The sequence below is a fragment of the Streptomyces saintjeani genome, assembly GCF_055409605.1.
Window position 1 is genome coordinate 5,838,352 of sequence record NZ_CP189624.1, and the last position, 16,402, is coordinate 5,854,753.

The 16,402-nt window shown below is 70.2% G+C and carries 11 protein-coding genes and 1 pseudogene; 8 read left to right on the plus strand and 4 right to left on the minus strand.

Annotated features, from left to right (window positions below; translation table 11 throughout):
• Positions 1-29: 29 nt before the first annotated feature.
• On the minus strand, positions 30-4,124 hold the full coding sequence (locus tag ACQCO7_RS26715; RefSeq protein ID WP_464074182.1) for an SGNH/GDSL hydrolase family protein: 4,095 nt from the start codon (positions 4,122-4,124) through the stop codon (positions 30-32).
• Between the two features lie 388 nt (positions 4,125-4,512).
• On the opposite strand from ACQCO7_RS26715, the gene ACQCO7_RS26720 reads away from it, so the two are divergent.
• From ACQCO7_RS26720 to ACQCO7_RS26730, 3 genes are all read left to right on the plus strand, one after another.
• Entirely contained in the window at positions 4,513-11,304 is a 6,792-nt protein-coding gene (locus tag ACQCO7_RS26720; RefSeq protein WP_464074183.1) for an RHS repeat-associated core domain-containing protein, read from the plus strand.
• A complete protein-coding gene (locus ACQCO7_RS26725) occupies positions 11,301-11,645 on the plus strand; it encodes a hypothetical protein (RefSeq protein ID WP_464074184.1) in 345 nt (114 codons plus the stop codon). The genes ACQCO7_RS26720 and ACQCO7_RS26725 overlap by 4 nt, the downstream gene beginning before the upstream one ends.
• A gap of 111 nt (positions 11,646-11,756) precedes the next feature.
• Entirely contained in the window at positions 11,757-11,879 is a 123-nt protein-coding gene (locus tag ACQCO7_RS26730) for a hypothetical protein (protein ID WP_464074185.1), read from the plus strand.
• Positions 11,880-12,018: 139 nt separating this feature from the next.
• On the opposite strand, the gene ACQCO7_RS26735 is transcribed toward ACQCO7_RS26730, so the two are convergent.
• Genes ACQCO7_RS26735 through ACQCO7_RS26745 form a run of 3 tightly spaced genes read right to left on the minus strand, consistent with a single transcriptional unit; the run spans position 12,019 to position 12,736 of the window.
• Positions 12,019-12,327 carry a DUF6415 family natural product biosynthesis protein gene (locus ACQCO7_RS26735; RefSeq protein WP_464074186.1) on the minus strand — a complete coding sequence of 103 codons (309 nt, stop codon included), beginning with the start codon at positions 12,325-12,327 and terminating at the stop codon, positions 12,019-12,021.
• Positions 12,318-12,461, minus strand: coding sequence for a hypothetical protein (locus ACQCO7_RS26740; RefSeq protein ID WP_464074187.1), 144 nt, complete (start codon positions 12,459-12,461; stop codon positions 12,318-12,320). The genes ACQCO7_RS26735 and ACQCO7_RS26740 overlap by 10 nt, the downstream gene beginning before the upstream one ends.
• The gene (locus tag ACQCO7_RS26745; RefSeq protein ID WP_464074188.1) at positions 12,458-12,736 is read right to left on the minus strand and encodes a hypothetical protein; all 279 of its coding nucleotides are present in this window, start codon (positions 12,734-12,736) and stop codon (positions 12,458-12,460) included. The genes ACQCO7_RS26740 and ACQCO7_RS26745 overlap by 4 nt, the downstream gene beginning before the upstream one ends.
• A gap of 133 nt (positions 12,737-12,869) precedes the next feature.
• Between ACQCO7_RS26745 and ACQCO7_RS26750 the strand changes: the two genes are divergently transcribed.
• The 5 genes and pseudogenes from ACQCO7_RS26750 (at position 12,870) to ACQCO7_RS26770 (ending at position 16,068) form a co-directional block, all read left to right on the plus strand.
• Entirely contained in the window at positions 12,870-13,145 is a 276-nt protein-coding gene (locus ACQCO7_RS26750) for a hypothetical protein (RefSeq protein WP_464074189.1), read from the plus strand.
• 150 nt (positions 13,146-13,295) lie between these two features.
• Complete coding sequence (locus ACQCO7_RS26755) at positions 13,296-13,871, plus strand: RNA polymerase sigma factor (RefSeq protein WP_464074190.1); 576 nt, start codon at positions 13,296-13,298, stop codon at positions 13,869-13,871.
• Positions 13,868-14,038: a hypothetical protein gene (locus ACQCO7_RS26760; RefSeq protein WP_464074191.1), complete on the plus strand. Its 171-nt coding sequence runs from the start codon at positions 13,868-13,870 to the stop codon at positions 14,036-14,038. Before ACQCO7_RS26755 ends, ACQCO7_RS26760 begins: the two co-directional genes overlap by 4 nt.
• A gap of 147 nt (positions 14,039-14,185) precedes the next feature.
• Positions 14,186-15,584: pseudogene (locus ACQCO7_RS26765) on the plus strand (AAA family ATPase).
• Positions 15,585-15,690: 106 nt separating this feature from the next.
• A complete protein-coding gene (locus ACQCO7_RS26770; RefSeq protein ID WP_464074192.1) occupies positions 15,691-16,068 on the plus strand; it encodes a hypothetical protein in 378 nt (125 codons plus the stop codon).
• The last annotated feature ends 334 nt before the right edge of the window (positions 16,069-16,402 follow it).

The window sequence follows — 16,402 nt, forward strand, 5'->3', positions numbered from 1 at the left end:
GCGACCCCCACCGCCCCTCACTCCGTCCCCTACACGTCCGGCCCCAGTGCCCCCGCGTCGATCGCCCCCGCCAACGCCCCGTACCCCGCCGCCGTGAGGTTGACGTGGTCCCCGGCGTCGGCCTCGGGGCTCAGGTCCAGTGGAGGAGGGTCGGCCTTGCTCGTCGTGTCCGGTACTCCTACCGCCGCCTCCGTGTCGGCGTAGCTCACCGTGGGCGTGTTCGCGTCGAACTGGTCCGTGATCCAGGTGTTGGTGCCGACCCGGTTCGCGTCGGCCGGTGCCGTGCAGGGGGCGTAGCCGGTGCAGGGGGTGAGGGTGGTGAAGACGACCTTGACGCCCCAGCCTCTGAGCTGCGTGCGCAGCACGTCGTACGCGGCTTCGAGGCCGGCCTCGTCGGTGCCGGAGACGATGTCCTGGAGACCCTCGTCGACGACGACCGTGGAGAGGCCGGGCAGGTCGAGGACGTCCCGGTCGAGGCGGGTGAGGACGGACGGGCCGCCCTGCCCGGTGAGGTCGGTCGCGAGCCGGTTGGCCTCGATGCCGGTGCCGACGACACCGTACGAAGGACTGGTGAGGGCGTCGGCGAGGCGGGGTGCGCCGAGGACGGCCTTGGTGGCGGTGTCGAAGGGGCTGACGAGGTTGTCGCCGAGGACCGCCACGGTCGGCCGGTTCCCGTCGGTGACGACGTCGATGCCGGTGAGGATGTCCGTGAACGAGCCCCAGGTGGTCCCGGTCCCGCTGAACGCGGTCGTCGCCGTGTCGGCGGTGTGGTCGCCGGAGCCGACGGCGCTGACGTACATGGTGGTCCCGGCGGCCCAGCTGTGCTGGACGAGGAACGGGGTGTCGTTCACCAGGTGCAGGCTGACCATGACCCGCTTGCCGGGCGTGGCCGCGTAGCTCACCGGGTCGCTGTAGACCTCGCCGCCGACCGGGATCGTCACCGCCTTGCCGCCGCCGAAGGTGAGGTCGGCCGGCGTCGCGGTGGGGGCCGCGCCGGAGGACTGGGTGGCGAGGGTGGTGTGGTCGATGGTCAGCGGGGTGCGGCCGAGCGCGTTGGACAGGCGGACGCGGATGCTCGACCCGGCGATGCCCGGCGCGGCGGTGACGCGGAACGTCTGGTCCCTGTAGTCGGTGGTCTCGTAGTTGAACGCGCCTTCGTTCGGCGCGCTCCAGGCCCCCGTCCAGTGCGCGCCGCCCGGCGCGGCCGTCGTGTCGCGGACCGCCATGCCGAAGATGTGCAGCCCCGGCACGTCGACGCGGGCCGTGTCGGCGAGGTCGGGCAGGGTGACCGAGCTGAGCGCGGCGCCCGCCTTGAGGGGGACGGCGAAGGCGTAGACGTTCGTGGAGCGGGTCTCCTGGGTGCCGTCGGCGTGGTTGCGGTGGGGCAGGGTGAGCGCTGCCAGGGACGGGGAGCCGTACACCCAGTCGGGGACCGTCAGGTGGTACCGCTGGGCGGCGGTGCCGTCGGCGTAGGTGACGGTGCCGATCGGGCCGCCCGTCAGGCAGTCCTCGTACTGCCCGTTGCCGAGTGTGCACTCGGTGCCGCCGACGGAGGTGCCGTCGGGCACGGCGGGGCTGGTGACGTCGTCGTCGGCCCGCTGCGCGCCGACGAATCCGTACGTCGAGGTGGCGAGGAACACCAACGCCCGGCCGCTGCCGCTCAGTTGGACGGTCTGGTTGGCCGCGAGGACGTTGTCGCCGCTCGCCGCGCCGAAGGAGGGGAGCGTGAACGTGGCGCCGTCCACGGTGATCTTGCCGCCGGGCTGCCAGCCGGCCGCCTTGAGATCCTGGAGGGAGAAGGTCGCGCCGTTGCCGTCCGCGTCGCCGGCCGCTCGGTGGGCGTCGTCGGTGACGGCGGTGTTGTCGAAGGCCGCCTGGAGGCTCGGGTACGTCGTACCGGTGTGGCCGAGTGCGGTGAACTGGTACTGCTGCTGCGCCGATACGTTCCCGGCCGCGTCGACCGCGTACACGTACAGGGTGTGCGTGCCGGGGGCGGGCGGGGTGACGGTGACGGTCGCCTTGTTGCCGGAGGCGGTGACGGTCTGGGCCGCCGGGGTGTTCGAGGTCGGCGGGCTGACGTCGAGGCGGTAGAGGAACTTGGCCGCGCTGTCGGTGACGAGGGTGAAGCGGCCCGCCGTACCCGCTGCCGTCGTGCCTGCCGCGTCCTCGGGGTAGAGGCTGTCGGCGCTGGTGACGGTCGGGGCGGCCGGGGCGCTGAGGTCGACCGTGAAGTGGCAGGTGGAGGAGGCGCCGCTGGTGTCCTTGCCGTCGCTCGCGGTGACGTTCCAGCTGACGACGTCCCCGCTCCTGAGGCCGCTCATGAACGTGGACGACAACTGCTTCGGCGCGTTCGTGCCGCTCGCGACCGTCGCGCTGGCCGTCGTGGTCGCGCTGCCGCTGCCGACCCAGTACTTGTACGTCGCCGCGAGGGCGTCCTTGTCGCCGTCGCTCACCACGGAGTTGAGGGTCGGCGGGGTCGTCGCGAGGGTCTTGCCGATCACCGGGTACGGCGCTGTCGTGCCGCAACCCGCCGAGTGCGTACCGAACTTGGCGGCCAGGGCGCTCGGCTTGGCCGGGACGTGGTTGTACTCGACGGACATCGAGGGGTTGTTCGCGAACCGCTTGAAGTAGTTGCCGTCGCCGCTGCCCTCCTGGCTGTTCACCAGCGCGAAGGTCCAGCTCGACGCCTTAGAGGCGGCCAGCCTGGCGATCGTCGAGGTGACGGAGAAGCCGCCGGAGGGTTCGCTTGAGCAGGCCGGGCCGAAGCTCTTGGACCCCAAGTAGGTGGACAGGGCAGGTCTGTTGGACCAGGTCGTGCCGGAGCCGATCGCGCCCGTGAGGTACAGCTTCACGTCGGCGGAGAGACTGCAACTGGCCGAGTAGTTCTCCTTGGCGTCGACCGTCGCCGCGACGATGTGGGTGCCCCAGACGGCGGAGGGGATCGCGAGCTGGAAGTACGAGCGCTCGACGCCGATGCAGCCCGACCAGCTGTTGTAGCCGACGCCGGGGTCGCCGTACTGGGTGGAGTCGTAGTTCTTCGCGGAGGGGCAGCCCTGCTGGGTCTCGATGTAGTGCTGCTTGGCGCCGGAGGCGTAGTGCGGGTTCCAGGTGGGGTCGATGTAGACCGGGTAGTGGGTGGAGGAACTGGTGAGGAGGGTCCGGTCGGGGGTGAGGGAGAGGGTGGAGCCGGTGACGTCGTCGGTGACGTGGGCGGTGCGGGCGCCGGGGGCGGGGCCGGTGGTCGTGGTGGCAGTGGCGGCCGTGGTGGTCGTGCCCGAGTCGCTCGTCTCCGCGAGGAGTTGGGGTTTCACCGAGTTCGTGGCTGTGCTCGTCGTCGAGTCCCACATCAGGGGTTGCGGCGCGCTGAACATCACCTGGCCGTTCGGCGTGGCCGCCTGGAGGTTGTCGTGGCCGTCGTCGGTGACCGTCAGTCCGGTGGTGTGCGTGGCGAGTTGGAGCTTCGCCAGGGCGGGGTTCGCGGCGGCGGTCGCCGTCTTGACGACGATCAGCTCCGAGAAGCCGCCGGTCGTGTCCGCCGTGAGTCTCAGGTCGACGTCCTGGAGGACGTCCGGGTAGGTGATCGTCGGGCCCGAGACCGTGGGCGCGGGGAGTGACGTCGGCCAGGAGAAGGCGAGTTGGGCGGTACCGCTGGTCATGGTGACGAGCGGGCCGGTGCCGCCGCCGGAGAAGGTGAGCGGCTCGGCGGAGGCGGCGGGGCTGTAGCCGCCGGTGCCGGCGCGGAGGGTGGCGTCGACCGGGACCCAGGCGCCGTTCTGCCGGACGCGGGCCGGCAGCAGGCTGCCGGTCCAGGTGACCGTGCCCGACGGGTTGGCCTGCGCGGTGGAGGTCTCGGTGGTGAGCGCGTCGACGGTGACCGGGCTGCCGCTCGCGGACGCCTTCGCCTGGGCGGCGGCCAGCGCGGATTCCTGGGCCGACGTCAACCCCGAGTCGTCGGACGGGAGTTGGGTGCCCGCCGGGCCGTCGGGGCGGGTGGCGGTGAGCGGCGGGGCCGGGACGCCGGGCGAGGGGGCGGTGCTGTCGGCCGTGGCGGGGGCGGCCGTCAGGCCCACCGCGACCAGCGGTGCGAGAAGCACCAGGGTCACGGCTCTTCGTATGTCGGACATGCGGAATTCCCCCCGGCCGGGCGAGTGCGTCTGATGCGCACACCCTAGGGAGAAGCCTTTTCGCATTTCGGACGATAAGGGGCGGACAACTGTCGCATTGCTGATCCTTTGAGTGTGCTTTGAGTTCTTTGGCATATGCACGCAGTCTCTTTATTCGTTCCTTAACCTCCCCATCTGTGGCGTCGGTTAGCTTCACGGGGCCTTCACTAGGGGATGGGGATATCAGGTGACTCGCGGCACGCGATTGGTTCGAAATTTCGGAAGAATTGGCAGACGTAGATCCACGGCCCGGATCTGGCTGATTCTCACGACGACACTCGCCCTGCTCCTCTCCCTTTCCGCCACCCAGACCGCGCTCGCGGCGGCCACCCCCGCCCCCGGTCACCTGGTGAAGCCCCAGAAGGACCGCTCGGTCCCGGTCACCCCCGTCCACGGACACGCCGTCCCCGCGACCCGCATGCCGTCCTGGAACCCGAAGACCGCCTGGCCGGCGGCCGGAGCCGCCGACACCACTCTCGCGGCCAAGACCCGCGCCGGCCGCCTCCCCGTCACCGTCACCCCCACGGGCCCGCACCACGCCCCCGCCACGACGAAGCTCCACATCTCCCTGCCCGGCCGGCAGGCGGCCCAGAAGCTGGGCCTGCCCGGCGTCCTGCTCACCGTCCGGCCCAGGAGCGCCACCCCCGGCGGCAGCGCCCAAGTCGCTCTGGACTACTCGGCGTTCAAGGACGCGTACGGCGGTGACTGGGCCACCCGCCTGCGCCTCGTCCAGCTCCCCGCCTGCGCCCTGACCACCCCGGCCGCCCCCCACTGCCGCACCCGCACTCCGCTGCCCTCGGCCAACGACGCGCGCCACGAGCAGGTCACCGCGACCGTCCAGGTACCCCGCACGACCGCGTCCCCCCTGGTGCTCGCGGCCGTCGCCGCGGCGACGGGCGGCGGCGGAAGCTACGCGGCCACCTCCCTCGCCCCCTCGGGACAGTGGTCGGCCGGCGGCTCCAGCGGCGCGTTCAGCTACTCGTACCCCGTCCCCGTCCCGGACGTCCCCGGCAGCCTCGCCCCGAGCGTCTCCCTCGACTACAGCTCCCAGGCCGTGGACGGACGGACCTCCTCCACCAACGCCCAGTCCTCCTGGATCGGCGACGGCTGGGACTACGCGCCCGGCTTCGTCGAGCGCGGCTACGCCTCCTGCGCCGACGACACCGCGAACGGCAGCCCCAAGACCTCCGACGAGTGCTGGTCGGACGACGCCGACTCGCTCACCCTGTCCCTCAACGGCTCCTCCAACACCCTCGTCCACGACGACGCCACCGGCACCTGGCACCCGCAGGACGACAACGGCGAGAAGATCCAGGTCAGGACGGACACCGTCAACGGCGACAACGACAACGAGTACTTCGTCGTCACCACCGCCGACGGCACCCAGTACTACTTCGGCCTCAACCGCCTCCCCGGCTGGACCACCGGCGCCGCCACCACCAACTCGGTGTTCACCGCCCCCGTCTACGGCAACGACACCGGCGAACCCTGCCACGCCGCGACCTTCGCCGCCTCCTGGTGCCAGCAGGGCTACCGCTGGAACCTCGACTACACGGTCGACCCGCACGGCAACGCCATCAGCTACTGGTACACGCCGGAGACCGGCTACTACGGCCGCGACAACGCGACCACCCCCACGCCCTACACGCGCTCCGGCTCCCTCGCGAAGATCCAGTACGGCCAGCTCGCCGGAAAGGTCTACGACACGGCGTCACCGGCCGCCGCCCAGGTCCTCTTCGACACCGCCGAGCGCTGCCTGCCCGACGCGAACTTCGACTGCGCGCCCGCCAAGATGACGTCCGCCAACGCCACCCACTGGCCGGACGTCCCCGTCGACCAGGTCTGCCCGTCCACCGGCACCTGCGACAACCACGGCCCCGCGTTCTTCAGCAGCCGCCGCCTCACCGGCATCCGCACCCAGACGCTCGTCGCGGGCGCCTACACGGACGTCGACGCCTGGACGCTCGCCCACACCTTCCCGGCCACCGGGGACACCACGACCCCGGCCCTGTGGCTGTCGTCCATCACCCGCACCGGCAAGGACGGCGGCAGCCTCGCCCTGCCCCCCATCACGTTCACCGGACAGGCCCTCGCCAACCGGGTCGACGGACTCGACGGCTACCAGCCGATCACCCGCTACCGGATCACCAAGGTCACCACCGAGTCCGGCGGCACGACCACCGTCAACTACACGGGTCCCCAGTGCCACCGCACCGGCACCCCCGTCCTCCCCTCGGCCGCCGACACCAACACCCTGCGCTGCTACCCCCAGTACTGGACGCCGCCGGGCCAGACCTCCCCGCAGCTCGACTGGTTCAACAAGTTCGTCGTCACCTCCGTCACCGAGCAGGACGCGACAGGCGGCGGACTCCCCGTCCAGACCACCTACAGCTACCTCGGCGACCCCGCCTGGCACTACAACGACGACCCGCTCACCCAGGCCAAGTACCGCACCTGGAACCAGTGGCGCGGCTACGGCCGGGTCGAGTCCCGCACCGGCACCTCACCCGGCACGCTCACCCTCTCCCGGCAGACCTACTTCCGGGGCATGGACGGCGACAAGACGTCCACCGGCACCCGCTCCGTCACTCTCGACGCCGCGATCGGCGCCGACTCCCAGAAGGACTCCGACTGGCTGACCGGCCAGGTCTTCGAGGCCCAGTCCTACAACGGCGACGGCGGCGCGCTCCTGTCCGACGGCGTCACCGACCCCTGGACCTCGGCGGCGACGGCCACCCAGACCCGTACGAAGACCGGTCTGGACCCGCTCGTCGCGCGCCGCACCAACATGCAGCGCGCCCGCAGCGTCACCACCAAGGCCGACGGCACCAAGCAGACCACCGAGATCGACTACACCCTCGACCCCGCGACCGGCCTGCCCACCGCCGTCGACGACCAGGGCGACACCTCCACCACAGCCGACGACACCTGCACCCGCACCTGGTACGCCAAGGACGCCTCCGGCGCGACCCTGCCCGCGCCCCGCCGGGTCCAGGAGGTCTCCGTCTCCTGCGCGACCACCCCCACCTACCCGAAGAACCTGGTCAGCGACGACCTCACCTTCTTCGACGGCTCCACGGACAACACCGCGCCGCCCACCAAGGGCGACGTGACGATGGTCCAGAAGGCCGACTCGGTCGCCGCCGACGGCACGGCCCACTACATCACCGCGCTGAAGACCGGCTACGACTCCTACGGCCGCGAACACACCGAGACCGACGCGGACGGCCGTACCACCACCACCGACTTCACCCCCGCGACCGGTGCCTCACCCACCTCCGTCAAGGTCACCCGCCCCCAGGTCACCGGCCAGACGGCGGCCTTCACCACCACCTCCACACTCGACCCGGCACGCGGCACCGACCTGAAGACCACGGACGCGGCGGGCTACGCGACCAACAGCACCTACGACCCGCTGGGCCGCCTCACCGCCGTATGGAACCCGGGGTTCGCCACCACCGCGAACCCCAACACCAAGTACGCCTACGACCTGAACCCGAGCGCTCCCTCGACGGTCACCACCCAGAGCCTCCAGGACGACAACACCTACCGGACGTCCATCTCCCTCTACGACGCGCTGCTGCGTCCGCGCGAGACGCAGACGGCGACGGTGGACGGCGGCCGGGTCATCACCGACACGGTGTACGACTCCCACGGGTGGGCGGTCAGCGCGTCGGCCCCGTACTACAACACCGGCGCGCCCTCCGGGACGCTGGTGGACGCCGCCGACAACCAGACGCCGTCCCAGACCGGCACGGTCTACGACGGCGCGGGCCGGCCCACCGCCTCCATCGCCTACCACTTCGCCACCGAGACCTGGCGCACCACGACGGCCTACCCCGGCTCGGACCGGGTGGACGTCACACCCCCCGCAGGTACTACCCCGACGACGACCTACACGGACGCGCGCGGCCGTCTGTCCAAGCTCCTGCGGTACCACGGGACTACCCCCACAGGGGTAGCCGACACCGTCACCTACACGTATGACGCGGCGGGCAACCAGACCGGCCAGGACGACGGCCAGGGCCACGTCTGGAGCAGCGGCTACGACCTCCTCGGCCGCCGCACCACCCAGACCGACCCCGACACGGGCACCTCGACGTCGGCGTACGACAACGCGGGCCAGCTCCTGTCCACCACGGACGCCCGGCACAAGACGATCGGCTACCAGTACGACGAACTGGGCCGCAAGAAGGCCGAGTTCGACCTCACGGGAGGCGTCGACGCGTCCACCACGAACGAGCTCGCCTCCTGGACGTACGACACCCTCAAGAAGGACCGGCCCACCTCCTCCACCCGCTACGTGGGCGGCACCTCCGGCGCGGCGTACACCCAGAAGGTCCTCGGCTACGACAGCCACGGCTGGGTCCAGGGCACCCAGCTCGTGATCCCCTCCACCGAGGGCGCGCTCGCCGGGAACTACACGAGGTCCAACCACTACAAGCTCACCGGCACCCTTTCGGAGTACTCCGAAGGTCTGCCCACGACGGTCACCCTTCCAGGGGAGACCGTCAGCTACACCTACGACAAGTACGCGCGCCCCATCGCCGTCGCGGGTGACATCAACGGCTGGGAGTACGTCCGGGACCTGAAGTACACCGAGTTCGACGAACCCTCCCAGTTCACCTACGGGGTCGACGGCAACTTCGCCCAGCAGACCCTGGCGTACGACGACCAGACCCACCGCCTGACCGGCTCGACCGTCACCACCAAGTCCGGCGCGGCCATCTCCGACCAGACGAAGTACGCCTACCAGCCCTCCGGCAACATCACGAAGATCACCGACAAGCTGGAGACCGGCACCACCGACACGCAGTGCTACTCGTACGACTGGGCGCAGCGCCTCAGCGCGGCCTGGACGGCGAAGGACGACTGCGCGGGGGCGCCCGGCGCGGCCACGGTGGGCGGCCCCTCGCCGTACTGGCAGAGCTGGACGTACGACGCGACCGGCGCGCGCAGGAGCCAGGTCGATCACGACGTCACCGGTGACTCCCCCCACGACACCACCGCGACGTACACCCCCGTCACCGCCGGCCAGGGTCCCGCCCACGCGGTGTCCCAGGTGGCGAAGACCGTCCCGGCGGACGCCACGTCCAACACCACGAACACCTACGGGTACGACGCGAACGGCAACGTCACCACCCGCACGACCCGCGCCGGCACCGACACCCTCACGTACGACGACGAGGACAACCTCACCGACCTGTCCTCGACCGGGACGGCAGCCGACACGACCTACCTGTACGACGCCGACGGCACCCTCCTGCTGCGCCACGGCCCGGACACCACCACCCTCTACGCCGGCGACGAGGAACTCACCCTCAAGAAGGGCGCCACCAGCGCCGACGGGCTCCGGTACATCTCCATCGCCGGTGAGACCGTCGCCACTCACTCCTCCGACGGCCACCTCACATACCTGATCCCCGACCACCAGGGCACCGGCACCCTCGCCGTCGACTCCCAGACCCAGGCGGTCACCCGGCGCCAGTTCAAGCCCTTCGGGGAGGCCAGGGACCAGAGCGGGGCGTGGGTCGGGCAGCGCGGGTTCGTCGGGGGTGCGCAGGACGACAACACGGGGCTGACGCATCTGGGGGCGCGGGAGTACGACCCGTCGATCGGGCGGTTCCTGAGTCCTGACCCGGTGCTGGACAGTGGGGCGCCGCAGACGTGGAACGCGTACGACTACGCCGCCGACTCCCCGGTGACTCTGTCCGACCCGTCCGGGCTGTGCCCCGCCGACCTGTGCGGCATCGGGTACCCCATCGGGGGTACGGGGACCGGCCCGAACAACCCCGTCCGCTACATCACCGACGGTCCCGTCGACCCGGGTGGCCCCAACCACGCCACCTGCCATCACGGACGCTGCTCCGACGGGCACGCCTACGGGGCCAGCGGCGGGAACATCAGCAAGAAGACGTACGACCCGCAGGCCGAGGCGCGTGCGGTCGCCCGTGCGAAGTCCACGGCGAACGCTGCGGCTGCCGCTGCGAAGAAGCAGGTCACCGGGCTCAAGCACCAGCTTTTGAACCTCGTCGCCGATGTCCTCGGTGTCACGGACGCCTACAACTGCTTCACCAAGGGCGACGTGATGGGCTGCCTGAACACGGCTCTCACCGCTGTCCCCTGGGGCAAGGCGTTCAAGGCCATCAAGGTCGGCGTCGAGGCCTTCAAGATCTGGCGGCAGCTGGACCGGGCGTTCACGGCCGTCAAGGACGCGGAGGAGGCGGCGCGGGTCGCGGAGGACGTGGCCCGCAGCGAGCGGGCGATGGCCGACGCCGGGCGGGCCGAGAGCGCCGGGGGTGACGCGGAGGCCGCCGCGAGCTGCGAGGTCCACAGCTTCACACCCACCACCCCGGTCCGCCTCGCTGACGGGTCGGCGAAACCGATCAGCAAGGTGAAGACGGGCGACAAGGTCCTTGCCACGGACCCCCAGACCGGCGTCACCTCACCGGAACCGGTCCAGAAGGTCATCGTCACCCGCAACGACCACGACTTCACGATCCTGACGCTGGCTGTGGCACCGGTCCGGGGGCCGCCCTCGTCCGGCGACAACTCCGGCAAGTCCCAGACGCTGACGACGACTTGGCATCACCCCTTCTGGGATGCGGGGCGGCAGCGGTGGGTCGACGCCCACGATCTGACGCCGGGGACGAAGCTCCGCCAGCCCGACGGGTCGGTTGTGGTGGTGGCGGGGGTGCGGAACTTCCACCGGGGCGGGGTCACCTATGACCTGACCGTCGGGAAGCTGCATACGTACTATGTGCTGGCAGGCGGTACTTCCGTCCTTGTTCATAACTGCGGTGAGCAGGTATATGAGGCCGGAGGGAAGCATGGGCGAGAAGCTCGCGGAAGTTCACGTGGTGAGAACAGTGCGGAACCTGCGGATGGGCAGGGTGCGCTTGATAATTCGGTGCAGATCAAGGCGACTTCCCCGCGTCGTGTTGGGATCGACCCCAGTAATGGCGACCGTGTGATCCTCGACCGTACTGGTGAGGTTCAGTGTGGATGCACAGTGGAAGGAGGGACGAATGATGTTTTCCACGGGCATGTGAGGACGGACATAAATTCTGACCCCGGGATGCAGCAGGCGCGTAATGCCTTGCGTCGAGGGTTGAAGGCAGGAGATATCCAGGAGCCATGACGGCCAGAGGTGTAAATGATCCGAATGAGACTCGCATCAAAAAATTGACGGACCTTAAGAGTGGCGACACAGGGCGGGCGACTCGTGCTCTCCTGTATCTCACCTACGAGGATCCGGATCGAAAATGGCTGGAAAGTCTTCTGCTTGAGCAGCTACGGGAGGATACTGATCCTCAGTTGCGTTCACTGGCGGTAACGTGCATGGGGCATATTGGAAGGATGCGCGGGATTGTCGGAAGTCAAATAGTTGATTGCCTGGAGGGGCTTCTAGGCGATTCGATGCTGGGAGGGATTGCCGAGGACGCCTTGGGTGACATTAGGTTTTTTGCTCAGATGGAGTGAGAGCAAGGGTGGCTTCAAGTTCCCGGTGGGCACGGCCGTGCCGCCGACTTCCGTGACCTAATCCTCACGGAGGACGAATCGGCCGCGCCCGCGTAACTGCGGTTCGACGACGTGGGATCCGGCGCGCTCCAGGTCCGGCTACTGGCCTACGGCTACTCGGCGTTCGCCGCCAGACGCCAGCCCGAAGCCATCGGCGTCATCGGCGGAACCGGCCTCATCGCCCCCGCACTCTGACCCCCGGAAAGCAAAGCAGAGCCGGGAACAGACGGTGGCCCCTGGATCGAACCGCTCCAGGGGGCCGCCGGGGGGACCGTCCGCCTTGCTGCCACGGGGGAAGGCAGACAAGGCGGGCGGCCGTTTCATGGGGCGGGGATCACCCGCCGCCGTGCGCGATGCTCCATACCAGACACCGGCCCGACACGGCCAGCACCGTCAGGTACACGACCGTCAGCCACCGCTCACGACGACCACCCCCACTCTCCAGGTGCTCCAGATGCCCGAGCAGACAGACCACCGACCGCGCCAGACGCCGCGCGTGCGCGAACTCGCGGGGAAACGCGCCGTCCCCCACTGCGTCGAGCCGCCGCCGTGCCTTCCCGATGCCCGCCCACGCCGTCACCACGGCCGCATCGTCCTGCGGGCACTCCAGCGTCACCCGCCCGACCTCCGGGATCAGCACCATGAGGTGCCCCGGTACATCAGGACCAGGGTCTCCAGTTCATCGACCGTCGGCACCCCGGCATCCTCCGCGAGGCCCCGCGCCGTCGTCGCGCGCATCGTCTCCCCATCCACCGGAAGCGACTCGTACCCGCTCACAGCCACTCCCCCCTCGACCGCGCGTTGGCCACGGACACACCCGCACGCAGCGCCTCCCCACCGGACACCGGCCGCAGCAACTCCCGGCGCGCGTCCCACTCGACACCGCCCCCGACCGGACGCACCTGCACGTACGGGCCGACGAACCCCGTCACCCGCCCGACCTTCCCGCTCCCCGTGTCCTCGACGGTGTCCCCCAACCGCACGACCACCGCCGCCGCACCGTCCCCGGACGCTTCCGGGACCGACCCGCCACGCTCACTCCGCGCACCCATCAGGCCACCCCCTCAGTACCGATCACACGGCGGTCCAGATCGACCCCGAAGCCAGCCGTCAGAACCAGCGCGAACCGCCACCGTGCCTGCCGCTCCCGCTCCCAGGAACGCTCAGCCTCCAGAGGGCGACGTCATGGGCTGCTTCAGCACAGCCTTCACCGCAGTCCCTTGGGGCAAGGTGTTCAAGGCCATCAAGGTCGGGGTGGAAGCGTTCAAGATCTGGCGCCAGCTCGATCGGGCGTACACGGTGGTGAAGGATGCGGAGGACGCGGCTCGGGCCGAGAGCGCGGGGGGTGATGCGGGGGCTGCGGCGGCCATGTCCGGCTTCGGTGGTGCGGGTCTGCAACGGGATCTGTTTCCAGGAGGGGGTTTCCCGGCTCGGGTGCGGTGTCGGATTCCCGTCATGTGACCCGTTCCACACCCCAACCCCGTGATGCTTTCCGGTCGTTCGTCGCTGGACACAGTGAGGGCCGCGTCGCGGACCGGCGGCCGGGGCGGTCCCACGGGGGTGGGCCGCGCGGGCGTCGCCCTCGGACTTCGGCATCAACGGGGACTTGTTGTGGGGCAGGGTGGGGAACCCCGGCGCCCTCAGGCGGCGTTCGACGGGGAGCTCGGGGTGGCCGTCGCCCGTGCCCAGGAGGGCGATGAGGTGGCGTTCGGGGTTGTCTATCGGATCGTGCAGCCCGGGTTGCTCGGGTATCTGAAGGGGATCGTCGGCGACGAGGCCGAGGACGTCGCCTCCGAGGCATGGCTGGAGATCGCCCGCGATCTGGGGCGGTTCCGGGGGGACGGGGCCGGGTTCCGGGGGTGGTCCGCGACCATCGCGCGGCATCGGGCGCTCGATCATCTGCGCCGCATGAAGGTACGTCCCGTACGCGGCGGTTCGCTGGAGGACGTCGACCCCGTCGCCCCGCACGACACGTACGACGAAGTCGCCGAGGCCCTCTCCACGGAGCGCGCCCTCACCCTCGTCCGGATGCTGCCGCCCGACCAGGCCGAAGCCTTACTCCTGCGCGTCGTCGTCGGCCTCGACGGTCCCGCCGCCGCCCGCGTCCTAGGCAAGCGCCCCGGCGCCGTACGCACCGCCGCACACCGCGGACTCCGCCGCCTGGCAAAGGAGTTGGGCATCGAATGACCGACCTCCCGCGCCTCCTCGCCGACGCGCTGACCCTTCCCGACCCCGACATCGACGCGGAGACCGAGGCGCTGGCCGCGTTTCGGGTGGCGCGGGATTCGGGGGCGTTGTGTGCGCCTACCCGGCGGTGCGACGACCGGCGGCGGGAGGACGACGGGGTGTCGTAGACCGGGTGACTCCGCGTGCGGGGTGGTTCGCTTCCGCACGGACTCGAAGGCGGAGGCAAGGGCCGACCGGCGGTGATTCCGGCATGGCGGGCTCTGTCGAAGTGGACTTAGACGGAATACGTCGTAGTCGAGATGTACGGAGTCCGGATGCCGAGGAACCTGCCGGTCAAGCCCGACGACGTGGTCGGCCGGGAGCGGGAGTGGGGGCTGCTCGCGGAGTTCCTCGTCGATCCGGACCCGGCGATGCGGCTCGGGATCGTGTCGGGTCGGCGGGCTGTACGTGACCGCAGTCCGGGAAGAGGGGCGGCTGCCCGCGATCCGGCGGTTCAGCGACGCTGTCGCCGCGCACGCGGGGCTGCGGGCGGGGAGCCTCCGGCTGACCGACTGGCGGGACGTCCTGTCCAACGCCCTTGACGTGACCGCCCGTTCGGAGCGTTCGCTGCTGGTGATCGACGAGTTGCCGTACCTGCTCCAGCACTCGCCCGAGATCCCGGTTCAGCAGCTCTACGACGAGCGCCAGCGGGGGGTGGTCGGCTGGCCGGGGCCGCGGCTGATCCTCTGTCGCTCCGCGATGAGCGTCATGCGCGAACTGCTGTCCGGGACCGAGCTGCTCCGGGGCCGCGCGGTGGTCGACCTGCGGCTCGGCCCGTTCGGCTACCGGGACAGCCGGAACTTCTGGGGGATCACGGACCCGCTCACCGCGCTGAAGGTGCACGCGGTCCTCGGCGGCGCCCCCGGCTACCGTCCGGTGGCGGGCCGCCCGCATCCGGACGGCGGCTTCGGCACCTGGCTCGGCCGCACCCTCCTCGACCCGGGCCGGGCGGTGTACTCGCGGACCGAGACCGAGTACCTGCTGCGCGAGGACCCGAGGATCACCCGGCACACGCTGTACTACGACATCCTCACCGCGATCGCGAACGGCGCCACCACCCCCAGCAAGGTCGGCGCCGCCCTGGAGCGTCCGCGCAACGCCGTCGCGCACCCGCTGGGCGTGCTGGAGTCCACCGGCTGCATCCGCCGTGAGCAGGACGTCCTGCGTGCCCGGTACCCCGTCATCACCCTCGCCGACCCCGTCATCCGCTTCAACCAGCTCATCACCCTCCCGCAGGCCGCCCCGACCTTCAACTCCAAGATCCTCGGCCCTCACTTCGAGGACCTGGCCCGCGAGTTCACCCGCCGATACGCCCACTCCCTGCTGCCCGGAGGCCTTCCCGGACCGGTCGGCACCACCGAGGTCGCCGACCCGGCCGCCCGCACGAAACACGAGGTCGACGTCATCGCCCTCGCCGTCGGCGAGCGGCCCCAGGCTCCCCGCGCGAGGATCGCCCTCCTCGGCGAGGCCAAGGCGACCGCGGCTCGCCGGCGGACCGGGGATCTGGAGCGGCTGGAGCGGATCCGTACGCTGCTCGCGGAGCTGGGGTACGACATCGGCGCCGCCGTTCTGGCGCTGTACTCGCTGCACGGGTTCTATCTGGACCTGGTCGAGGCGGCCGGTCGGCGTGGTGACGTACTTCTTGTCGATCTGCCCGCTCTCTACGGTGGCTGAAACAGGCGACGACATGGACGGCGACTTGAACCGAAAGGTGACGGTGATGTGGTGATCACCGACGATGCGGAGGGAAAGGCCCCAGCCGGAGAGCTAGCCTCTGCGTATGTCTGGGAGCCGGTTCGGTCTGTTGAGCCTCCGTATTGATGCGCTCTACTGTCTGCTCGTCGGGCTGGTGATCGCTTCGACTGCGCATCTGACGGCGGATACCGTCCAGTTGCCGGCACTCGTCGTCGTCAGCATCGGTGTGGCTACCGTGCTGTGGGCCGGCGTCGTGTGGTGGCTCAGCCTTCGTCCCCTGGCGGGGAGCTTGCGTCTCGTACTTGTAGCGAATGCACTTGCGGCGTGTGTACTTGCTGCGGTGTCTGTGGCCGCAGCAAGTGTGCTTGTCCTGCTCACCCTTGCGGCGATTGCGATTGATGTCGCTGCTTTCGCGGGCAGTCAGATCGTTGCGCTCAGACGACTGGCGCGCGAAGTGACCTGACCGGTCAACGCGGGTGCAGCCAGGTTGCGTAAGTTCGACCGTCGCCGCTCCCACGACGAAGTCCGCACCGGACCCGGTCGAGGCGGCCGAAACAGGCGACGACCGGGGTCGCCACCCCCCACAGGAGAGACCCCGGCCGTCGTTGTACGGGTCGCGCGGCGGCCCGTGTTCTGTACAGCGTCGGGAGAGCGGTTTCTGTCACACCGGCGTGGACGGGGCGCGGATGGAGGTCGTAACGTGCCTTTCGCGCCAGGGAGCGGGGTGGGTGACCGACCGTCTCGTCCAGGGATCTTCGGTGGCGCGAATCAGACGGACTAGAGACCAGGGTGCCGGG